Origin of the sequence: Bacillus sp. PS108, assembly GCF_037963335.1 — a bacterium.
Lineage (GTDB): Bacteria > Bacillota > Bacilli > Bacillales > Bacillaceae > Bacillus > Bacillus subtilis.
The window spans coordinates 2,110,712-2,131,377 of the sequence record NZ_CP150155.1 but is presented as its reverse complement, the minus strand read 5'-3'; the positions used below and the strand labels follow the sequence as shown (position 1 = coordinate 2,131,377).

The 20,666-nt window shown below is 43.2% G+C and carries 29 protein-coding genes; 20 read left to right on the top strand and 9 right to left on the bottom strand.

The window, feature by feature from the left end; all coding sequences use genetic code 11:
- Position 1: 1 nt before the first annotated feature.
- The 6 genes from NSQ16_RS10745 to NSQ16_RS10720 all read left to right on the top strand — a co-directional run bounded on the left by NSQ16_RS10745 (position 2) and on the right by NSQ16_RS10720 (position 4,978).
- Positions 2 to 1,312: a peptidase gene (locus NSQ16_RS10745; RefSeq protein ID WP_339232183.1), complete on the top strand. Its 1,311-nt coding sequence runs from the start codon at positions 2 to 4 to the stop codon at positions 1,310 to 1,312.
- On the top strand, positions 1,290 to 2,117 hold the full coding sequence (ablB, locus tag NSQ16_RS10740; protein WP_327836955.1) for a putative beta-lysine N-acetyltransferase: 828 nt from the start codon (positions 1,290 to 1,292) through the stop codon (positions 2,115 to 2,117). The genes NSQ16_RS10745 and ablB overlap by 23 nt, the downstream gene beginning before the upstream one ends.
- A gap of 28 nt (positions 2,118 to 2,145) precedes the next feature.
- Positions 2,146 to 3,561: a lysine 2,3-aminomutase gene (gene ablA, locus NSQ16_RS10735; protein WP_004399420.1), complete on the top strand. Its 1,416-nt coding sequence runs from the start codon at positions 2,146 to 2,148 to the stop codon at positions 3,559 to 3,561.
- A complete protein-coding gene (locus NSQ16_RS10730) occupies positions 3,558 to 3,836 on the top strand; it encodes a YokU family protein (RefSeq protein WP_327836953.1) in 279 nt (92 codons plus the stop codon). The genes ablA and NSQ16_RS10730 overlap by 4 nt, the downstream gene beginning before the upstream one ends.
- A gap of 86 nt (positions 3,837 to 3,922) precedes the next feature.
- Positions 3,923 to 4,147, top strand: a complete 225-nt coding sequence (locus NSQ16_RS10725) for a YozE family protein (protein ID WP_003231160.1) — start codon at positions 3,923 to 3,925, stop codon at positions 4,145 to 4,147.
- A 150-nt stretch (positions 4,148 to 4,297) separates the two neighbouring features.
- Entirely contained in the window at positions 4,298 to 4,978 is a 681-nt protein-coding gene (locus NSQ16_RS10720) for a hypothetical protein (RefSeq protein ID WP_014480050.1), read from the top strand.
- Here NSQ16_RS10720 and NSQ16_RS10715 read toward each other — a convergent pair.
- Positions 4,975 to 5,118: a hypothetical protein gene (locus tag NSQ16_RS10715; protein WP_003231164.1), complete on the bottom strand. Its 144-nt coding sequence runs from the start codon at positions 5,116 to 5,118 to the stop codon at positions 4,975 to 4,977. The genes NSQ16_RS10720 and NSQ16_RS10715 overlap by 4 nt on opposite strands.
- Positions 5,119 to 5,236: 118 nt before the next feature.
- Here NSQ16_RS10715 and NSQ16_RS10710 point away from each other — a divergent pair, with 118 nt between their 5' ends.
- From NSQ16_RS10710 to yodL, 3 genes are all read left to right on the top strand, one after another.
- Entirely contained in the window at positions 5,237 to 5,413 is a 177-nt protein-coding gene (locus tag NSQ16_RS10710) for a YozD family protein (protein ID WP_003231166.1), read from the top strand.
- A gap of 76 nt (positions 5,414 to 5,489) precedes the next feature.
- Entirely contained in the window at positions 5,490 to 6,101 is a 612-nt protein-coding gene (gene pgpB / locus NSQ16_RS10705; protein WP_015251881.1) for a phosphatidylglycerophosphatase PgpB, read from the top strand.
- A gap of 60 nt (positions 6,102 to 6,161) precedes the next feature.
- Entirely contained in the window at positions 6,162 to 6,476 is a 315-nt protein-coding gene (gene yodL / locus NSQ16_RS10700; protein WP_004399431.1) for a shape determination protein YodL, read from the top strand.
- A 39-nt stretch (positions 6,477 to 6,515) separates the two neighbouring features.
- On the opposite strand, the gene NSQ16_RS10695 is transcribed toward yodL, so the two are convergent.
- The gene (locus NSQ16_RS10695; RefSeq protein ID WP_003231174.1) at positions 6,516 to 6,641 is read right to left on the bottom strand and encodes a hypothetical protein; all 126 of its coding nucleotides are present in this window, start codon (positions 6,639 to 6,641) and stop codon (positions 6,516 to 6,518) included.
- Between the two features lie 201 nt (positions 6,642 to 6,842).
- Between NSQ16_RS10695 and deoD the strand changes: the two genes are divergently transcribed.
- Together deoD and ldcB are read left to right on the top strand one after the other, a co-directional pair.
- Positions 6,843 to 7,544 (top strand): purine-nucleoside phosphorylase, encoded by a 702-nt coding sequence (deoD, locus tag NSQ16_RS10690; protein ID WP_003231176.1) that lies wholly within the window; start codon positions 6,843 to 6,845, stop codon positions 7,542 to 7,544.
- Between the two features lie 82 nt (positions 7,545 to 7,626).
- Positions 7,627 to 8,448, top strand: coding sequence for an LD-carboxypeptidase LdcB (ldcB, locus tag NSQ16_RS10685; protein WP_014480046.1), 822 nt, complete (start codon positions 7,627 to 7,629; stop codon positions 8,446 to 8,448).
- A 70-nt stretch (positions 8,449 to 8,518) separates the two neighbouring features.
- Here ldcB and NSQ16_RS10680 read toward each other — a convergent pair whose 3' ends face one another.
- Positions 8,519 to 8,770: a hypothetical protein gene (locus NSQ16_RS10680; protein WP_014477099.1), complete on the bottom strand. Its 252-nt coding sequence runs from the start codon at positions 8,768 to 8,770 to the stop codon at positions 8,519 to 8,521.
- 87 nt (positions 8,771 to 8,857) lie between these two features.
- Positions 8,858 to 9,559, bottom strand: coding sequence for a class I SAM-dependent methyltransferase (locus NSQ16_RS10675; RefSeq protein WP_015714112.1), 702 nt, complete (start codon positions 9,557 to 9,559; stop codon positions 8,858 to 8,860).
- A gap of 152 nt (positions 9,560 to 9,711) precedes the next feature.
- Here NSQ16_RS10675 and ctpA point away from each other — a divergent pair, with 152 nt between their 5' ends.
- Entirely contained in the window at positions 9,712 to 11,112 is a 1,401-nt protein-coding gene (gene ctpA, locus NSQ16_RS10670; RefSeq protein ID WP_108029325.1) for a carboxy-terminal processing protease CtpA, read from the top strand.
- Positions 11,113 to 11,145: 33 nt separating this feature from the next.
- On the opposite strand, the gene NSQ16_RS10665 is transcribed toward ctpA, so the two are convergent.
- Entirely contained in the window at positions 11,146 to 12,636 is a 1,491-nt protein-coding gene (locus NSQ16_RS10665) for a sodium:solute symporter (protein WP_327836949.1), read from the bottom strand.
- On the bottom strand, positions 12,636 to 12,836 hold the full coding sequence (locus tag NSQ16_RS10660; RefSeq protein ID WP_230488212.1) for a DUF3311 domain-containing protein: 201 nt from the start codon (positions 12,834 to 12,836) through the stop codon (positions 12,636 to 12,638). The genes NSQ16_RS10665 and NSQ16_RS10660 overlap by 1 nt, the downstream gene beginning before the upstream one ends.
- 183 nt (positions 12,837 to 13,019) lie before the next feature.
- Between NSQ16_RS10660 and NSQ16_RS10655 the strand changes: the two genes are divergently transcribed.
- Positions 13,020 to 13,931 (top strand): ring-cleaving dioxygenase, encoded by a 912-nt coding sequence (locus tag NSQ16_RS10655; protein ID WP_230488211.1) that lies wholly within the window; start codon positions 13,020 to 13,022, stop codon positions 13,929 to 13,931.
- A gap of 15 nt (positions 13,932 to 13,946) precedes the next feature.
- The gene (locus tag NSQ16_RS10650; RefSeq protein WP_024573520.1) at positions 13,947 to 14,549 is read left to right on the top strand and encodes an alpha/beta hydrolase; all 603 of its coding nucleotides are present in this window, start codon (positions 13,947 to 13,949) and stop codon (positions 14,547 to 14,549) included.
- Between the two features lie 42 nt (positions 14,550 to 14,591).
- Here the strand turns inward: NSQ16_RS10650 and NSQ16_RS10645 are convergent, their stop codons facing one another.
- Positions 14,592 to 15,200 carry a nitroreductase family protein gene (locus NSQ16_RS10645; RefSeq protein WP_003231196.1) on the bottom strand — a complete coding sequence of 203 codons (609 nt, stop codon included), beginning with the start codon at positions 15,198 to 15,200 and terminating at the stop codon, positions 14,592 to 14,594.
- 129 nt (positions 15,201 to 15,329) lie between these two features.
- Here NSQ16_RS10645 and yodB point away from each other — a divergent pair, with 129 nt between their 5' ends.
- Complete coding sequence (gene yodB / locus NSQ16_RS10640; protein ID WP_004399427.1) at positions 15,330 to 15,668, top strand: transcriptional regulator YodB; 339 nt, start codon at positions 15,330 to 15,332, stop codon at positions 15,666 to 15,668.
- Between the two features lie 379 nt (positions 15,669 to 16,047).
- On the opposite strand, the gene NSQ16_RS10635 is transcribed toward yodB, so the two are convergent.
- Positions 16,048 to 16,437 carry a tautomerase family protein gene (locus NSQ16_RS10635; RefSeq protein WP_021481482.1) on the bottom strand — a complete coding sequence of 130 codons (390 nt, stop codon included), beginning with the start codon at positions 16,435 to 16,437 and terminating at the stop codon, positions 16,048 to 16,050.
- Between the two features lie 363 nt (positions 16,438 to 16,800).
- Between NSQ16_RS10635 and NSQ16_RS10630 the strand changes: the two genes are divergently transcribed.
- Together NSQ16_RS10630 and NSQ16_RS10625 are read left to right on the top strand one after the other, a co-directional pair.
- Complete coding sequence (locus NSQ16_RS10630) at positions 16,801 to 18,135, top strand: gluconate:H+ symporter (protein WP_327836945.1); 1,335 nt, start codon at positions 16,801 to 16,803, stop codon at positions 18,133 to 18,135.
- A gap of 84 nt (positions 18,136 to 18,219) precedes the next feature.
- Positions 18,220 to 18,456, top strand: a complete 237-nt coding sequence (locus tag NSQ16_RS10625; protein ID WP_004399366.1) for a hypothetical protein — start codon at positions 18,220 to 18,222, stop codon at positions 18,454 to 18,456.
- A 34-nt stretch (positions 18,457 to 18,490) separates the two neighbouring features.
- Here NSQ16_RS10625 and gerT read toward each other — a convergent pair whose 3' ends face one another.
- Positions 18,491 to 18,964: a spore germination protein GerT gene (gene gerT, locus NSQ16_RS10620; protein ID WP_024573595.1), complete on the bottom strand. Its 474-nt coding sequence runs from the start codon at positions 18,962 to 18,964 to the stop codon at positions 18,491 to 18,493.
- A 98-nt stretch (positions 18,965 to 19,062) separates the two neighbouring features.
- Here gerT and rarD point away from each other — a divergent pair, with 98 nt between their 5' ends.
- The 3 genes from rarD (at position 19,063) to NSQ16_RS10605 (ending at position 20,660) form a co-directional block, all read left to right on the top strand.
- On the top strand, positions 19,063 to 19,959 hold the full coding sequence (gene rarD / locus NSQ16_RS10615) for an EamA family transporter RarD (protein WP_021481479.1): 897 nt from the start codon (positions 19,063 to 19,065) through the stop codon (positions 19,957 to 19,959).
- A 75-nt stretch (positions 19,960 to 20,034) separates the two neighbouring features.
- Positions 20,035 to 20,313 (top strand): hypothetical protein, encoded by a 279-nt coding sequence (locus tag NSQ16_RS10610; RefSeq protein WP_003231211.1) that lies wholly within the window; start codon positions 20,035 to 20,037, stop codon positions 20,311 to 20,313.
- The gene (locus tag NSQ16_RS10605) at positions 20,310 to 20,660 is read left to right on the top strand and encodes a YojF family protein (RefSeq protein ID WP_003231213.1); all 351 of its coding nucleotides are present in this window, start codon (positions 20,310 to 20,312) and stop codon (positions 20,658 to 20,660) included. The genes NSQ16_RS10610 and NSQ16_RS10605 overlap by 4 nt, the downstream gene beginning before the upstream one ends.
- Positions 20,661 to 20,666 lie beyond the last annotated feature (6 nt).

The window sequence follows — 20,666 nt, the reverse complement described above, 5'->3', positions numbered from 1 at the left end:
AATGAGGATGCAAGACATTGAAAGAAAAGTAATCGAGTGGCTTGATCAGCATTCGGCCAAAGCCATTCGTCTTCTCAAAAGGCTGATTGGGGAAAAAAGCACATTGGGGTCAGAGTTTAACGCCCAAGCTGTTGTGCTTGAAAAGCTGCGGCAATTTCATATGGACATTGATGTATGGGAGCCAAGCATAAAGCAATTAAAACAGCATCCCTACTTTAAATCTAACCGATCCGATTTTCATGAGAGCCCGAATATCGTGGCTAAAAAAACGGGAGCCGGCGGAGGCAGGTCCCTGATTTTGAACGGCCATATCGATGTTGTGCCTGAAGGAAGCGTAAAGGATTGGAAGTATGAACCGTATCAAGCTGTCGAAGAAAACGGTAAAATATACGGCCGCGGCTCAACGGATATGAAGGGAGGCAATACAGCCCTTCTTTTTGCTTTAGAAGCCCTGCACGCCTGCGATGTCAAACTGAAGGGAGATGTATTGTTTCAGAGTGTTGTAGATGAAGAGTGCGGCGGCGCCGGTACACTTTCCGCCATCATGAGAGGCTATCGTGCTGACGGGGCGCTGATTCCTGAACCGACGAATATGAAACTATTTATTAAGCAGCAGGGTTCGATGTGGTTTCGGATCACTGTGAAGGGATTATCCGCACATGGGGGCACACGCTACGAAGGGGTAAGCGCGATTGAAAAAAGCATGCACGTTATCACAGCGATACAAGAGCTGGAGAAAGTCCGCAATGCGAGAATTTCAGATCCGCTGTATGACAATATCCCAATACCGGTACCGGTGAATATCGGCACCATCTCAGGCGGTGCCTGGCCATCTTCAGTTGCAGACCGTGTCGTCATAGAAGGGAGATGCGGAATTGCTCCCCATGAGAAACCAGAAGCTGTAAAACTTGAATTGGAAAACTGGCTGAAGGATTTAGAATACCATGACGAATGGTTTAAACGTCATCCCGTACAAGTAGAATGGTTTGGCGCTCAATGGCTACCGAATGATTTACCTGATGATCACCCTTTAATTTCTGTGCTGCAATCAGCCTATCAAAAAATGAAACAGAAAGAGCCGATTATTGAGGCTTCCCCGTGGGGAACGGATGGAGGGCTTTTGTACCATGCAGGAGATACACCAGTAATCGTTTTCGGGCCGGGGGAAACAAAAACGGCTCATCAGGCCAATGAATACATTGAGGTTGAAGCCATGATAGAATCTGCTAAAATTATTGCACTTTTTGTCATGGATTGGTGCGGGCTTCATACAGATGGGGAGGATGCGGATGCTCAAGTCAATAAAGAGTAGCGGTGTCACAGCAGTTTTGGACCATGACGGTTTTAATAAACGAATCAGAGTGGTCCGTTATGACGGAGCCATTGAGAAGGCCCTGCCGGATATCGTGGCAGCGGCAAAAGAAGAGAATGCAGAAAAAATCATCGTCTATGCGAAGCAGCATGATGAGCCAATGCTTGCCAAACAATTATTTGCGCCGGAGGGCTATCTAAAGGGCTATTATCTCGGCCATTTGGCTTGTGTCATGGTACGTTACCTTTCAGAAAGCCGGAGACAAACAGATTCTTATACAGAGGAACAGGAGATCATCGAAGCCATATATCGCACAGCGCCCCGTCTTCGCAACGACAGTACACCCGTTTTTACGATGAGAAAAGCAGAAACAAACGACATGTACCAGCTATCGATGCTGTATAAAAAAGTATTCCGCACGTACCCAACCCCGGTATTTGACCCCGCTTATATTGAAAAGACGATGAATGCAAATACGGTGTATTATATCATGCTTGATCATGACCGCCTGATCAGCGCAGCAAGCGCAGAAATCAATCCAGAGCTTGGGCATGCAGAAATAACCGATTGCGCTGTGCTGCCGGAATATCGCGGCCATTCGTTAACAAGCTTTTTAATCGAGGCGTTAGAAAAAGAAATGGCTGGAAAGGATATCTTTCATGTGTTTTCTCTCGCCCGTGCTTCGTCTTTTGGGATGAATGCTGTGTTGTACCATTCAGGTTATCAGTATGGCGGAAGGCTGATCAATAATTGCTTTATAGCCGAAGGCCTTGAAAACATGAATATTTGGTGCAAGCAACTGTAAGTCAAAATATGCGCGAGGAGGAGTTCGTTTGAAAAACAAATGGTATAAACCGAAACGGCATTGGAAGGAGATCGAGTTATGGAAGGACGTTCCGGAAGAGAAATGGAACGATTGGCTTTGGCAGCTGACACACACTGTAAGAACGTTAGATGATTTAAAGAAAGTCATCAATCTGACCGAGGATGAAGAGGAAGGCGTCAGAATTTCTACCAAAACGATCCCCTTAAATATTACACCTTACTATGCTTCTTTAATGGACCCCGACAATCCGAGATGCCCGGTACGCATGCAGTCTGTGCCGCTTTCTGAAGAAATGCACAAAACAAAATACGATCTGGAAGACCCGCTCCATGAGGATGAAGATTCACCGGTACCCGGTCTGACACACCGCTATCCCGACCGTGTGCTGTTTCTTGTCACGAATCAATGTTCCATGTACTGCCGCTACTGCACAAGAAGGCGCTTTTCCGGACAAATCGGAATGGGCGTCCCAAAAAAACAGCTTGATGCTGCAATTGCTTATATCCGGGAAACACCCGAAATCCGAGATTGTTTAATTTCAGGCGGTGATGGGCTGCTCATCAACGACCAAATTTTAGAATATATTTTAAAAGAGCTGCGCAGTATTCCGCATCTGGAAGTCATCAGAATCGGAACAAGAGCGCCCGTCGTCTTTCCGCAGCGCATTACCGATCATCTGTGCGAGATATTGAAAAAATATCATCCGGTCTGGCTGAACACCCATTTTAACACAAGCATCGAAATGACAGAAGAATCCGTTGAGGCATGTGAAAAGCTGGTGAACGCGGGAGTGCCGGTCGGAAATCAGGCTGTCGTATTAGCAGGTATAAATGATTCGGTTCCAATTATGAAAAAGCTCATGCATGACTTGGTAAAAATCAGAGTCCGTCCTTATTATATTTACCAATGTGATCTGTCAGAGGGAATCGGGCATTTCAGAGCTCCTGTTTCCAAAGGTTTGGAGATCATTGAAGGGCTGAGAGGTCATACCTCAGGCTATGCGGTTCCTACCTTTGTCGTTGACGCACCAGGCGGAGGAGGTAAAATCGCCCTGCAGCCAAACTATGTCCTGTCACAAAGTCCTGACAAAGTGATCTTAAGAAATTTTGAAGGTGTGATTACGTCATATCCGGAACCAGAGAATTATATCCCCAATCAGGCAGACGCCTATTTTGAGTCCGTTTTCCCTGAAACCGCTGACAAAAAGGAGCCGATCGGGCTGAGTGCCATTTTTGCTGACAAAGAAGTTTCGTTTACACCTGAAAATGTAGACAGAATCAAAAGGAGAGAGGCATACATCGCAAATCCGGAGCATGAAACATTAAAAGATCGGCGTGAGAAAAGAGATCAGCTCAAAGAAAAGAAATTTTTGGCGCAGCAGAAAAAACAGAAAGAGACTGAATGCGGAGGGGATTCTTCATGAAAACATGCGAATGGTGCGGCGAGCTTGAAGCGGTGCCCGGCAGGAACACGGTGTACTGGGAGCTCCCTGATGGATCGAGGGCTATAGAACTGACAGACATCCCTGCCATGGTATGTTCTTCCTGCGGTATGACCTATCAAGAGGAAAACACGGTTAAGGAGATTGAGGATCAGCTGCTTTTAATTCAAACAAAAAAACTGCCTGAAAGCCTGACATATCAGCAGCTCATGGAGACAGAAAGAATTTTGAAACGCAACTATTTTGACTTCTCCTGAGTCATGTTTCAGTATTCTTTTGTTGTAATTTTACACTTGAACTGTATAATAGAACAACAAAAGACAGACACCAGGAGGGGAAACCCATGAAATCCTTTTATCACTATTTATTGAAATACAGACACCCTAAGCCGAAGGACAGCATCAGTGAATTTGCCAATCAGGCGTATGAGGATCACAGCTTTCCAAAAACATCAACCGATTATCATGAAATCAGTTCATATTTGGAGCTGAATGCTGATTACCTTCACACGATGGCGACGTTTGATGAAGCTTGGGATCAATACGAGTCTGAAGTGCACGGCAGATAATAGCTGTTTCATCCGCAGATCACTGCGGATTTTTTTATGTCCATACCCATACCATAATTGGATATTTCCTTTGGTTTTCATGCCCATGCGAATTGGCTTCACCCGGCATACGATAGCGTATGAGAAATGTTGCGGCGAGGGGGAGACACCATGAAGCAAAATAAACCGAAATTCCAAGTAGGGGATATCGTAGTCGTCATTATGTATGGAACAGTCGGCACCATCACAAAAGTACACCAAATTGATAAACACTATCTTTATGAAGTCAATCATAACGAAGTTTTATACTTTGAATCATCTATTCAGCTTTATAAAGATTATGAGGGTGTCATTGTCGACATGGAGAAGCTTGATATTGAGTATGAATTCCTTATTGGGGACGTTGTTTATGTAAAAGATTATGGAAAAGAACTCTTTCGCATTATCGGCCATAGAACAGAAATTTGGAGATATTTAGAAGATGGCTGGGAAGATATCATTTATGAGCTGACCCGTTTAAAGGATGGAGAGTGGCTTGAAACGGAGGAAGAGGATCTCACGCTGGTGCTTAGAAAATATGAAATGGACCAGTTTGTGCATCAGCTGTTGTTTGTCCATTATGTCGGAGAAACTGGCCATGAGATCGGCGAAGATATCGCATCGTCTGCTCTTCTTCAGTTTGAAGGCGATGATGAAGATCAAGATACCCTTCACATCCTTGCTGTGTCAATTGTTGATGAGCTTCTGGATATTTATAATGACTACAAAATTCTGTACGAAATGTTTCATGATGAAGAATATAAAGACATGATGATGTTTGTTTTGGAAAGTTTAAAAGAGCATTTCAGTTAGTTTGTGAACATACGGATCAAGACATATAAAAAATATGGCAGACAGCCCCAAATCATCACACGCGTCATTCCTTTGAGCGTTTTTTCCATTATGATATCAAATCTTTCTCCGTCCAGTGCTTCCATCATTTTAGCAATCATAGCGTCAGCCTCCCATGGCTCGTTTTTTATTCAATATATGACTGAAAGAATTGTTTAGAACACCGGGTATAATTCAGCCTGTTTTTTCATAAAACATAAAAAAGGAGGCGGTACGGAGATGAAAGAAATAGATCTTGTGATTGATACGGAAGAAATCGCTGAATTTTTTTACAGAGAGCTTGCAAGACGGGGCTACATACCGAGTGAGGATGAGCTGTTTGAAATCGCTGATATTACCTTTGATTATTTGATAGAAAAATGTATGATAGATGAAGAGCTGGATGAAGATGAGTGAGGCTTAAAACCGGAGCGGTCAGCTCCGGTTTTATTATTCATGTTCTATGACTTCTGTGAAAATTGAGGTGGTTAAATTGTACAAGCCCGTTAGCTTGTTTCTTTTCTTTCTCATTCTAGCTGCGGCCATTCATACAAATGCTGTTCAATCTGCAGATGAAGCAATAAGCAAGGCAGCTGTTTTGATCCGTCAGCCATGGCTTAATGAAGTCATGACGGGGATCACGCATCTTGGTGCTTCTTCTTTTCTGCTCCCTCTAATTGTCATCATTGGAGCAGGCATGTTTTTCTACAGAAAAACATGGGACGGCCTGTTGATGCTCTTAGTATTCGGCACAGATCGGCTGTTAAACAAAGTCTTAAAAGAATGGATCGAAAGAGTGAGGCCTGATTTTGCACCGCTGGTTCATGAATCATCCTTCAGTTTTCCGAGCGGCCATTCCATGAATGCAGCTTGTGTCTATCCTGTTATTGCTTACTTTTTAGTGAAACACCTCCCGTTTTTGTCCAAGCATAAAAAAATGGTATATATCATAGCCGGTGTAATTACTGTTTTGGTCGGCATAAGCAGAGTCTATCTGGGGGTTCATTTTTTGACGGATGTGTTAGGAGGCTTCAGTCTCGGCTTGCTTCTGTTTTTCCTAGTAAAAGGTTTTGACGAAAAGATTAAGCGGTTTCGACAAAAATAGAGAGAGGAAAACACAGCAAAAACGCCAATATGTTATAGAAATAAAAGGGAGGGGATCTTGATGATGTTATCCGTGTTTAAAAAGAAGTCTTGTTCCTATGACGTGACAATATTTCAGACACCCCGGTTTGGCGAAAAAAAGGGCTACAGAGCCGTCTATCGAACTGAACTGAACGGGAGCGATCATCAAGACGTGCTGAAAAGAGCATTCTCTTTGTTTAATGTATTCGACACTGTTCCGAGTGATTATGATGCAAGATTCATGGCCACAGGGGACGTGATCCTGATTGATGAAGGCAGAAAAGGGAAAACATATTATCAACTGCTTCCCGCCGGCTGGAGGAAAATCAATCGTCTGATTGTACAAACGACATAATGAAAAGAAAACTGCGGAAACCCGCAGTTTTCTGCAGTTTTAAGGCTTGCGTTTGGCAGCGGAATATTCTTTCCCGTGTGCTTCTTCAGCTGCAATGATATCTTTTTCAGGTATATGATTGTTCTTTTTTTGGCCGGTGATCCGGTTGCGATGTTTTTTACCCATGTCCCACCCCTCCTTCCTGCGGTTAGGTTTTCAAATTAACACCCCGATTATCCGTTTTTCTGAGGAAGTGCCTAACAGATCCTCGAACATTTCTTTTTTCGACATATTCCTTTATAATCAATGCTAAAGTTTGTTTCATCATGACATTCGTTGTAAAATGGACGGGCTGGATGATAATTTAGATTTACAGGAGGATATGAGATGAGTGTACATATAGGTGCTGAAAAAGGACAAATTGCGGATACTGTGCTTTTGCCGGGAGATCCTCTCAGAGCAAAATTTATTGCAGAAACGTATCTTGAAAATGTAGAATGCTACAATGAAGTCAGAGGCATGTATGGATTTACGGGTACATATAAAGGTAAAAAAATCTCAGTACAAGGCACGGGAATGGGCGTTCCGTCTATTTCAATTTATGTGAATGAATTAATTCAAAGCTACGATGTGCAAAATCTAATAAGAGTCGGTTCCTGCGGCGCTATTCGTAAAGATGTCAAAGTGCGAGACGTCATTTTGGCGATGACCTCCTCAACTGATTCACAAATGAACAGAGTTGCTTTCGGAAGCGTTGATTTTGCGCCTTGCGCAGATTTCGAGCTTTTAAAAAATGCCTATGATGCCGCAAAGGATAAAGGTGTGCCGGTGACTGTAGGAAGCGTATTTACAGCTGACCAGTTCTACAATGACGATTCGCAAATTGAAAAACTTGCAAAATACGGTGTGCTTGGCGTTGAAATGGAAACAACTGCATTGTATACATTAGCAGCGAAGCACGGAAGAAAAGCCCTGTCAATTCTCACCGTGAGTGATCACGTATTAACAGGAGAAGAAACGACAGCGGAAGAGCGTCAAACGACATTTCATGATATGATAGAAGTGGCTTTACATTCCGTATCACAATAAAATATATCAAGAGGCGTGCTGGGTGCCGGCAGCCTCTTCTTTATGAATGCGGAAACGATTGATAAAAGGAAGGTAATGTAATATGAAAAAGTCCGGTAAATGGTTCTCACTGGCTGCCGCTCTGAGTGTAACGGCAATAGTCGGAGCCGGCTGCAGCATGTCGAACGGAGATGCTCAAAAGGATACGAAAACCACAGCAGAAACAAAGCAAACAGAACAAAAAACAGCTGACAGCAAAAAATCAAACACTCAAAACAGTGAGTTTTCATTGGAAAGCCAGTATTTCAATGATATTAAAAAAGTCGATGGTCTGGAAACCATTCAAAATCCAGAAAATATACTCGCGCTTGTCAATAAACAATACGCATTGCCCGGAAACTATGAACCTAGCGATCTTGTCATACCTGATGTAGAGTTTTCTTTTGAAGAAAAGATTCAAAAACGTTACATCAGAAAAGAAGCCGCCGACGCATTAAAAACAATGTTCGATGCTGCCAAAAAGGAAGGCTATGAACTGGCAGCTGTCTCAGGGTACCGTTCGTATGACAGACAGAAAGTTATTTTTGACAATGAAGTAAGCCTAAAAGGGGAAAAGAAGGCAAAGGAAGCGGTTGCTTACCCGGGTGAAAGCGAGCACCAAACAGGCCTTGCGATGGACATTTCGAGCCGGAGCAATGGCTTTGAGCTAAATGAAGCGTTCGGAAGCACGGCAGACGGGAAATGGGTGCAGGACAATGCTTATAAATATGGCTTTATCATTCGCTATCCGAAAAATAAAGAAGATATCACGAAATATGAATATGAGCCATGGCATCTGCGCTATGTAGGCAAAAAAGCCGCAAAGGTCATCCAAGATAATGATTTAACGCTTGAAGAGTACTTTGAAAAAGTGAAGAAAATTTAAAATGAAAAGCCCGCTTACTCTAGAAAAGCGGGCTTCATTGTGTCTGGTGAATCTAGCATTTGTTCTATGCTTACCAGAAGAATAAACCAGCAAGAGCGACCCCTGTAATTAAACCGAGGGAAATACCGTAAGCTGCTCCGTATCCCCAATAACCGCCCCAATATCCGTAACCGAAACCTCTTGGCCCTCCGCCGGTCGGAGCTATAAAAACTCTGTCTCTTGTTACACGGGTAATTCTGCCGACGTGAACTCTCCCGCCTCTCTCTGTAATTCTGACGACTTTACCTTGATGGTTTTTGCAAAGATGATAATATCTCTCCAATATTGTTCCCCTCCTATCCTGACTTTCTATCAGCATATGATAGATAGGAAAAAAAGGTTGGACGAAAACAGGGGGCGATACGCCGTTTTACTTGTACGCGATAAAAATACAATGACCCATGTACTCACTATATAACTGCATGAGCTGATAATGTGTTTGAAGCGTATCGTAATAGATGGGATCAATCGTTTGCGATAAATCCATTTCTGTGGTTGGTTCAAATTCCATGTCTTCCGGAAGAAGTGTCATAGCTTCTGTCTTTTGAAAGCCATAGGATCTTAGGAGTTTATGCCATTCGCTTTCTTCATGTAAGCAAGTAAATCCGTAAAAATCCATCATTTGCTTCTTTTCTGCAGGGGGCATCGGTTTTTTTAAAGCAGCTTCGATACCAATCAGCATCCCGCCGGGTTTTAAAACTCTTGAAATTTCTTGAAGAGAGGATGTCAGGCGTGAAAAACTGAGGACCGATTCTGACAGGACGCAGGAAAAGGACTCAGAAGAAAACGGGAGATGTTCCAGCTCCGCCTGATATGCAGGGATGGCAAGCCCTTCATTCGCAAATCTTTTTTTCGCTTTCTCAAGCATAATAGGATCTTTATCAACGACTGTTACAGGATACAGCAAATGTCCTAAATAAGCCGCCGTTTGCCCTGTTCCGCATCCGGCATCAAGAATCGGCTGATCCGGAGAGGGTGCAGCCTTTTGCAAGACCGCTTTTGAAAAAGCCAGCCCGCCTGGGTGCGCCCCTGCGACACCGAATAAGGACAGCATTTCTAAATATCGGCTCAATATCGAATCCTCCTTTTTCCTTATCATATGTCGTATAAAGACATAGGTTTATGAAAAGCAAAAGAAGGGCGTTTCTCTTTCATTTCTGCTCCGAGTTGACGAATAAGAATTCGTCCATGATAATAATGTAAGAAGAAAAAGGTGGTGTTTAATTGAAACGGCAATTAAAACTGTTTTTTATTGTGCTGATCACTGCAGTTGTCGCTTCGGCGCTTACTTTATTTATTACGGGCAATTCCAGTATCCTGGGCCAAAAATCAGCAAGCACAGGAGACAGTAAGTTCGACAAATTAAATAAAGCGTATGAGCAAATCAAAAGTGATTATTACCAAAAAACAGATGATGACAAATTAGTAGACGGAGCAATTAAAGGAATGATTCAATCACTGGATGATCCGTACTCTACATATATGGATCAAGAGCAAGCGAAATCATTCGACGAGACGATTTCAGCATCTTTTGAAGGAATCGGAGCCCAAGTAGAGGAGAAAGACGGAGAAATCCTTATTGTATCCCCAATTAAAGGTTCACCTGCTGAAAAAGCCGGTATCAAACCGAGAGACCAAATCATTAAGGTAAATGGAAAAAGCGTAAAAGGCATGAATGTAAATGAAGCCGTCGCTTTAATCCGAGGCAAAAAGGGCACAAAGGTGAAGCTTGAACTGAACAGAGCGGGAGTGGGGAATATCGATCTTTCCATTAAGCGCGATACCATTCCTGTAGAGACTGTCTATTCAGAGATGAAAGACAACAACATCGGAGAAATTCAAATCACTTCTTTCTCTGAAACAACAGCTAAAGAGCTGACAGATGCGATTGACAGTTTAGAGAAAAAAGGCGCCAAAGGCTATATTTTAGACTTGAGAGGCAACCCGGGCGGCTTAATGGAACAGGCGATTACGATGAGCAACCTGTTCATTGATAAAGGGAAAAACATCATGCAGGTTGAATACAAAAACGGTTCAAAAGAAGTCATGAAGGCCGAAAAAGAACGGAAAGTGACCAAGCCGACCGTCGTTTTAGTAAATGACGGTACAGCAAGTGCAGCCGAGATTATGGCCGCTGCCCTTCATGAATCGTCAAACGTACCGTTAATCGGCGAGACGACATTCGGAAAAGGTACAGTGCAAACGGCAAAAGAATATGATGATGGCTCTACTGTCAAACTGACAGTTGCCAAATGGCTGACTGCTGACGGCGAATGGATTCACAAAAAAGGCATCAAGCCTCAAGTGAAAGCTGAGCTGCCTGATTACGCGAAGCTGCCGTATTTGGACGCAGATAAAACGTACAAATCAGGTGATACAGGCACAAACGTCAAAGTGGCTCAGAAAATGCTCAAAGCACTTGGTTACAAGGTAAACGTTAACAGTACGTATGACCAGGATTTTGTATCTGTCGTCAAACAGTTCCAGAAAAAAGAGGAGCTGAAAGAAACAGGCATACTGACTGGCGATACAACAACGAAATTAATGATAGAACTTCAAAAGAAGCTGTCTGATAATGATACGCAAATGGAAAAGGCAATTGAAACACTGAAAAAAGAAATGTAAAAAAACCATACGCGGCTGCCGCGTATGGTTTTTTTATGCACCCTTTTGATTTGGATTAGCGTCTTGTTTTTTGCCAAATAAACCTTCAATGACAGGATTGGATCCCGCGTTTTTAACGAACAGCGGATTCAGGATAACCACAGCGATCATGTTGGCGGCCAATCCCCAGAATCCTTCATAAATGCCATGTGCGGATTGAGTGATATACACAATAAACGTAACCGCAAGGCCGACTAATAATCCGATAACTGTCGCTTCTTTCGTTTGATGCTTCCAGAATAGACTGACAGCAATCGCCGGGAAGATTTGCACCATGCCGGATACACCTAATAGCTGGAGTGTCACTAAGGCAGTCGGGAACAGCATTCCAAACAGCAGCGCGAGACCGATGACAACAAAGACCATTGAACGTGTGACAAGAGTAAGCTTGCTTTGCGACACATTCGGATGAATCAAATCCCGGTATAGGTTGTTGGCGAATAAATTCGATGCGCCGATTGCCATAATGGAACAAGGTATTAATGAAGCAAGAGCGATAGTGGCATATGCAAAGCCTTGTGCCACGCCGCCGTAAGATGTTTGAATCAAATGCAGCAGCGCGAGTCTTGGATTTGTATCTTCCGGCAGAACAAGAAAGGCGATAAAGCCAAGAAAAATGACCAAAATTAACACAATATTGTAAAGGGGTAAAAACATGCTGTTTTTTCTTACTGCATCAGCGCTTTTCGCCGTGAAAACACCTGTAGCGGCATGTGCCCACATAAAAAGTGCCAGAGCGGAAACAATAGATGCTGTGATAAACCAAGGAATGCCTTTTGGCCCTTCTGACGGTATCGTCAGCATTTGCGGCGCTTCCTTCACTAACGTGTCAATCATTGGCGTCCAGCCGTTAAAATGAATGAGAGGGAGGGACACCACCATAAACAGCATAATGACCCATACTAAAATGTCCTTAATGATGGCTGTATATGTGGGCCCTTTAATCCCGCTGAAGAATGTGTAAAGAGCAACAAGAATAAATGAAATGATCACAACGAATTTTACGTTAATATATCCGGTGCCGGCAACCTGAAGCGTGTCTTGAATGCCGCTCAGCTGAAGGCATATGTACGGAATAAGCATGAGTACCCCAACGATGGCAACGAGGCTTGCCAAAAGCTTACTGTTAAAACGTTCCCGGGCATAATCCGCGAGTGTTGTTAATTTATGAATTTTCGCAACTTTCCAAAGTTTTGGCAAGAAGAAGTAGGCGATAAAGTAGGCCAACACAGAATAAGGAATGGCGAAAAATGCAACACTTCCGCCTGTAAAAGCAGTACTGGTCAACCCTAAGAAAGTATAGGCCGTATAAAGGTCAGCGCCTACTAAAAACCAGACGAGAAGACCGCCGAAGCGTCTGCCGCCGACAGACCATTCTTCCACAGAAGTGCGCGAGGATTTGTCTCTTCCGGCGAGAAAGCCGATACAGACAACGGTTAAAACAATAATAGAAGTAATGAGAAGAGTAGTCAGATTCCCTTGCATTATTCAAGTCCTCCATCTTTTTTTTGCATCTGATAAATGCCAAACGAGCATAACGGCGTAACAATAATCCACAGCAGCAGCCAAAAGTGGAAAAACGGCAGGCCGAATATAATCGGTTCTATTCGATTCACAAGCGGCAAAAGCGCGAGCTGAACGAATGGCAAAAGAATGAGAATCACAATAAGTGCTTTTTTAACCATTTACTTTCCTCCTGAAACATGATAATGCTCACTATAATAGCAGTTGTAAGAAAAGATCACAAGATAATTATTAGAAAAAAGTGATTTTTTCAATTATTTAATCAAAACACATGGTTTGCATCCTTTTCAATTAAGGTTTAAAATAATAAATATCTTGAAATCGAGATAAATAGGAGTGAGAAAATGAAAACAGAAGGATTGCACCATGTCACAGCATTCGCCAGAGATCCGCAAGAAAACTTGCGATTTTATACAGAAGTGCTTGGGCTCAGGCTTGTTAAAAAAACAGTAAACTTTGATGATCCCGGAACGTATCATTTTTACTTTGGGAATCAAAACGGAGATCCCGGTACAATAATGACCTTTTTTCCGTTCCAAGGAAGCGGACAGGGAACGGTAGGAAAAGGCCAAGCGGGCCGGGTGTACTTTTCAGTTCCCTCAGGCTCCCTGTCTTTTTGGAAGGAGCGTCTTGAGAAAAGCGGGCTGAGCCTAGAGGAAAAAACGTTGTTTGGTGAAAAAGGTCTTATTTTTGATGATACAGAAGACCTTCCGCTGGCGATCATGGAGGATGCGAAAAGCGGCAAAAGCGAGTGGACGCCTGACGGGATCACAACAAATGAAGCAATTACGGGAATGAGAGGTGTGCTGCTATATTCCTACGACCCGCAGGCGACCATACAATTGTTAATGGAAAGCTTTGGATACACCAAAGTGGCCGAAGAAGACCAGATTGTCAGACTGGCAACCTCAGCGGCCGTCGGCGGTGTCATTGATGTCCATTTATACCCTGAAAAAAGAGGAGTCGGAGGATATGGTACGGTACACCATGTAGCGTTTCGGACAAAGAAAAAGGAACAGGCGAAATGGCTGCCGATTATTGCTGAAAACCATCTGCCTTCGTCAGAAATTCTCGACAGGGAATACTTTACATCAGTTTATTTCAGGGAGAAAGGCGGTATCTTATTTGAAATTGCCACAGATGAACCGGGCTTTATGACAGATGAAACGTTTGCTGAGCTAGGGACTTCCTTAAAACTGCCTGAATGGCTGGAGAAACATAGACAACAAATTACAGACATTTTACCTGAACTTTAAAAGGGGGAATTTATAATGAAGCATATTTATGAAAAAGGAACATCTGACAACGTACTTTTGCTGTTGCATGGCACGGGTGGTAATGAACACGATCTGCTTTCATTGGGGCGGTTTATAGACCCTGATGCCCATTTGCTTGGTGTCAGAGGATCGGTGCTTGAAAATGGAATGCCGCGATTTTTCAAACGTCTGAGTGAAGGAGTTTTTGATGAAAAAGATCTTGTGGTGCGGACAAGAGAATTGAAAGATTTTATCGACGAGGCTGCAGAAACGCATCAGTTTGATCGCGGCAAAGTGATTGCAGTCGGATATTCAAATGGCGCAAACATTGCGGCAAGCCTGCTTTTTCATTATAAAGATGTGTTAAAAGGGGCTATTCTGCATCATCCAATGGTTCCGATTCGGGGTATCGAGCTGCCTGATATGGCGGGGCTCCCTGTTTTTATCGGTGCCGGGAAATACGACCCTCTCTGCACGAAGGAAGAATCAGAAGAGCTTTACCGCTATTTGCGTGACAGCGGGGCATCAGCCTCCGTTTTCTGGCAGGACGGGGGCCATCAGCTGACTCAGCATGAAGCTGAACAGGCTCGTGAATGGTACAAAGAGGCGATTGTATAAAAAAACCTTAGTCCGGATTTCGGACTAAGGTTTTTCATATCCTTACAGCCAAGTTGATACTTTTGAAAGCGGCAGACGGTTGCTTTGATGCGCAGGCTTCACTGCTTTGCCGATTGAAATAAGCATAACCGGAACATAGCGCTCACTGATATCAAATTGCTTTTGGAACTGCTCTTTGTTAAATCCGCCGATTGCGCAAGTGTCATAACCTTTTGCTTTTGCGGCAATCATAAGCTGCATAGCAGCTAAAGAAGCATTTAAGAAAGCGGAATCACGTGCGAATTGCTCGCTTTGGTAAGCACCGTTGATTTGGCCGAGCAATGTTTGTTTGATTTCATCCGTAATATAGCCTTGGCTTGCTAATTCAGCATAAACTTCTTCACCGTTTTCATTTGCCTTTAAATCGCCTAAAATGGCAACAACAGCAGAAGACTCAACGATTTGTTTTTGATTATAAGCTACAGGAAGAAGCTCCGCTTTTGATTCATCGCTGTGGAATACTGTAAAATGCCAATGCTGAAGGTTCCAAGCGGAAGGCGCTTTAGTGGCAAGGTCTAATAGCTCAGTCAGCTCCTCCTTAGAGATCGGGGCATTTGTATCATATTCCTTTACAGATGCACGTGCTTTTAAAACATCCAGAGTATTCGTCATAGTGTTTCCTCCTTCGGATAAACGTGGTATGATAATAGAAAAGTTAGAAGCTTACTAAATGTAACTTGAAAGATTATTGTAATGGATCATTGAATACATGTCAATCAATAGATGAAGGGATGAAGACTTGTGGGAAATACGATGTGCCCTAAAATGGAATCCGCATTCTCATTGCTGGGAAAACGATGGAACGGTCTGATCATCCATGTGCTAATGGATGGGCCGAAACGGTTTAAAGAGATAACGGAAACAATACCGATGATCAGCCAAAAAATGTTGGCAGAGCGCTTGAAGGAGCTTGAACAAAACGAGATTGTCGAACGGCAGGTTCTCCCTGAAACGCCGGTCAAAGTCATCTACACGCTAACTGAAAAAGGAACAGCGCTTCAAGCTGTATTTCAAGAAATGCAGGCATGGGCCGATCAATTTTGCGAGCCTGGTGACACAGTGTGTGAAGAAGAGAAATAAGGAAAGCGGCACCTGAAAAAGAGCCTTTGTTTCCATGGTGAGTCATGTAAGTACGGTTCACACCCGTTTACATGACTTTTTATATTTGTCAGACTGACATTTCCGGATTGGCAAAAGTGTCATGTTCATGGAAATGATCAATAAGTTATAGCATCCAACCTGTTGTAAATGGTGATTATGATGTATCTTATTATGCAAATCAGCAAAATTTTATATTTTCGGCCAAAGTCAGCTTCCAATTGGCATTTAAACCGGATCTAAAAGGAGATCCAGGTTTTTCGTATTGCTGGATGCTTCTATACTGATGACTTCCGCATTTATGAAAAAAGAGAGAGCTTCTTTGGAGCTCTCTCTTCTTTTTTTGTGGGGTGACGAAATCTTATAGTTTTCCATTCAAAAATTGCGCCTCACCGAGACCGAAACTCCAGTCTGCGTCACCATTCTCAGTAATAGATACCATGAGGTCTTCAGGGGAAATTCCGCATTTTTCTTCTAGCCTTTCAGCAAGCAGAGCATACAATTTTTCCTTTTGGCTTTCGGTTCTTGCTTTGCTTGTCATGCTAATGATGACCATATCCTTGGTTCTCTGAAACCCTAATCCCGTATCCTGGATTATAAGCTCGTTTGCGGGATGCTGATGGACAATTTGATAACGGTCTCTTTCCGGAACACCAAACGCTTCAACCATCGCTTGGTGAGCAGTATCTAATAACAATTGCAGCGATTTTTCGTCACGGCCTTCAATTACATCAAAACGCAATAATGGCATGTGTACTCCTCCTCTTGTGAAGTTGTTATCCGTCTGTTCTCATATTGTCTCGTTTGCTTTCAGACAATGGAGAGATATAATGATTGGCAGTCAACTTTAAAAAACATAACATATAACCAAAAGTTAATCAACATATAACTAATGAATCATAGGTTAGGCGGTAGATAATCGAGACAAGCTCATAAAAACGATTGACAGTCATTGATTAGGAGATTAGTATGAACATATTAGTTGATCAAAAGATAACAATCATATAACCAAGACGTTGTTATTTATAAATGAAAGCGTTTTCTGTTCGTCTAGGCATGAAAAGCGCCAAAACATTGTCGCGAGAATCATATAAAACACTTTTGGAGGGGTACCATGCCGATTTTAATTGTAGCTGTCGGAGTGCTGATTCTGTTATTTCTCATTATTAAAGTAAAATTAAATACCTTTGTCTCACTGATTGTCGTTTCATTTTTAGTAGCCATCGGACTTGGAATGGATATCAATAAAATTGTTCTTTCAATTGAGACTGGAATTGGCGGGCAGCTGGGGCATTTAGCTTTAGTGTTTGGACTTGGCGCGATGCTTGGGAGGCTTGTCTCAGATGCTGGGGGCGGCTACCGGATTGCCATTACGCTGATTGACAAATTCGGGAGGAAACGAATACAGGCGGCGGTTGTGGTTGCCTCTTTTATCATCGGTATTGCGCTGTTTTTTGAAGTGGGTCTTGTTCTGTTGATACCGATTGTTTACGCGATTGCTAAAGAATTAAAAATGCCTTTTCTGTATCTGGGAATCCCGATGGCCGCCGCCTTAAATGTTACTCACGGATTTTTGCCCCCGCATCCTGCTCCAACTGCTATCTCAGTTGCATACGGTGCCCATATTGGCCAGGTGCTGCTTTTTGGAATCATCATCGCTGTTCCGACAACTGTGATTGCCGGGCCTTTATTTAATAAATTTGCGATGAAACGGTTTCCTGGTGCGTATCAAAAGCATGGAAACTTATCGGGGTTAGGACCAAGGAAAGAATTTCAGCTGGATGAAACACCGGGCTTTGCGATCAGTGCGGTCACGTCTTTATTCCCGGTTATCTTTATGGCAATGGCAACAGTTTTTTCTTTATTATTGAATGAACATTCAAAAGGAAAAGACATTATAGAATTTATCGGCACTCCGGGAACGGCAATCCTCATTTCGCTGTTGCTTGCACTCTATACGATGGGATATGCCCGTAAAATACCTATGCAGGAAATCAGCAGATCTATTTCAGAATCAATTTCGCAAATTGCGATGATGCTGCTCATCATAGGAGGGGGAGGAGCGTTTAAACAGGTGCTGATTGACGGCGGGGTCGGCGATTATGTCGCTGATTTTTTCCGTCAAACAAACATGTCGCCGCTATTCGTTGCATGGACCATCGCCGCGGTTTTGCGTCTGTGTCTAGGCTCTGCTACCGTGGCTGCGCTTACCACAGCGGGAATGGCAGCTCCGCTTATGGAGGCTGGCAGTGTAAACCCCGCGTTAATGGTGCTTGCAACAGGAGCCGGCAGTGTCATTGCGTGTCATGTAAATGATGCAGGATTTTGGATGGTAAAGGAATTTTTCGGCTTGAGCATGAAAGAAACATTTCAAACCTGGACGCTGCTTACAACAGTTCTTTCGGTTACAGGGCTCGGCTGTGTGTTATTGGCAGGGCTTGTGATGTAACAATCATAGACAGTCCGTAGCCCAATCGTTTTTCTTCCTTGCTGAATACTTTACGTATAGGCAGACATAAAGGAGGAAAAAATCATGTACCCTCATCATTCGTATTTACGCGGAATCCCAGGTCCAGCCGGATATCCGGCGCGTAGTCCTTTTTTGTTTGGCGCTCCTCTAGTCGGCGGTTTATTAGGCGGTTTTCTCGGGAGTGCGCTGTTTAACTATTCTCGTCCCTATGCCTATCCTCCTGGCCCTTATGGATACGGAGGCGGACCGTACGGTTTTGGTGCCGGCGTGCCATACGGGGGATATCCCGGCTTCTATTAATAAAAAACGGCCTGCATCGATTGCAGGCCGTTTTTTATCGGATGATTTCTACCTCGGACATATTGTAGTCTTGCTGTTTTTGAAACATGACTTCCAGAAGGCCATCCTTATAGACGGCTTTTGTTCCTTTGCGTTTGACTAAACAAGGAAGATTTACTTTTTTCGGATGATCTGCTCTTGGGAAGTTTTCCAACCATAATTCGTGAGATGTGTGTTTGATTCTCACTTGTTCCAGCCATTCTTCGCTGATTGGCACCTTTACAAACACATGGTCTGCTGTTTCGAATATATCAATATCAGGTTTGACATCAGGTTTTGCATCAGGTTTGGCGGGATGTTCTTTTTGGGGGAGAGGATCGCGGAAAGGAAATTGAGCCGCATAATCACTGCCGAACACACTTTCCATCACACGATTGACATACGTTTCAACTTCTTTCGGATCAGCTTTTTTTAATGCTTCTTTAGAAAATTGATTGTGGAAAGGAAAGTACTTGTTCCACTCAAACATTGTCTTCACATCCTTTCTTCACGGACAAAATAGTATATGCCCGCCAGATCTTTCACGTGATATAATATAAGATGCTCTAAAGAAAGGCAGGGATATAAATGCAATATTCAGAAACAAAAAAAGGCGTTATTTACACAGCCGTTTCCTTTATCATGTGGGGCCTGTTTCCGCTCTATTGGAAGCTTCTCGAACAGCTGCCGGCTCTTGATATTTTGGCTCATCGTATTATATGGTCTTTTGTTTTTATGTGTATCGTACTTTTTTTCTTGCGGCAATGGAAAATAGGATGGCAGGAGTTGCGCTCTCTGAAAAAGAACGGAGGGATCCTCTCTTTATTTCTTGCTTCTATCCTGATTTCGATCAACTGGTTTGTATACATATGGGCTGTCAACCATGGCTTTTTGCTTGAGGCTAGTCTTGGCTATTACATTAATCCGCTTGTATCAGTGCTCCTTGGGATTTTATTTTTAAAGGAAAAACTGAATCGCCTGCAATTAGTGGCCGTTTCGATTGCGGCAGCCGGTGTCATCATCTCGGCGTTCCAATACGGCTCCATTCCTTATGTTGCGCTTCTGCTCGCATTCAGCTTTGGGCTGTACGGGTTAAGCAAAAAAAGAACAAGCCTGCCGAGCGCCATTGGCTTAACGCTGGAAACATTCATGATTATGCCCATTGCATTGGGGTATTTGCTGTTCAGCGGACATGTTCAGCCAGCGGGTGCAGAAAGCGGAGGGACGTGGCTGCTTCTCTTTTTGGCCGGTGTGTTTACGGCTTTGCCGCTCTTATTGTTTGCGGAAGGAGCGAAACGGCTGCCACTGTATCAAGTCGGTATCTTACAATATATTGCGCCGACCATTACCCTTCTGATCGGGCTGTTTGTTTACAATGAGCCATTTTCAAGCTCGAAGGCTTTTACATTCAGCTGTATATGGGCTGCGCTGATCTTGTTTACGTTTTCACAAGTGAAGTGGAAACGGGCGTCAAAAAGCCATTGAGGCCTTTGGCTTTTCAGCTGATGCATATATTATGTATAATCATTTCATGTATGTAAGACATAAAGGAGCAAGACGATGGACAATGATAAAGAGATAGTGAAAGCCTATGCTTCACTTTGGAATAACCGATCTCTCGCACATGATGACGCAGAAGCGGTAGCAGAGGCGATTGATCTTGAGCTCTTGGATAAACGAACACATCCAAGACTCCGAAAACCGATGCTGGAAAAATATTTTGCCGCGATTCAGCGCATTGTGAATTCACAGCTCGAACCGGCTGTGAAATATCAGCTGGTCAAATTACATACAGAACGTGCAGAGTATTTAAAAGAAGAAAGAGGGGAGCAATCATGAAAGCGATCATAAAAGAAGATGTGCAAGCATCTTTAGAACGATATGCGGACCGCCCTGTATATATCCATTTAGAAACCACCACAGGTTCTTATTCAGCGCATTTAAATGAAAAGAACATGACGGTTGTTGCGTATATCCGCAATGCAAAAGTCACTTATCATCAGGCAAAAATCAAAGGCAACGGGCCTTACCGCGTTGGCTTGAAAACAGAAGAAGGCTGGATTTATGCTGAAGGCTTGACTGAATACACGGTAGATGAAGAAAACCGTTTATTAATGGCGGGACATCTGCCGGGCGGTAAACTGGCTATTTCTCTGCAAATCAGCGAAAAACCGTTCACAGTTTAAAGAAAA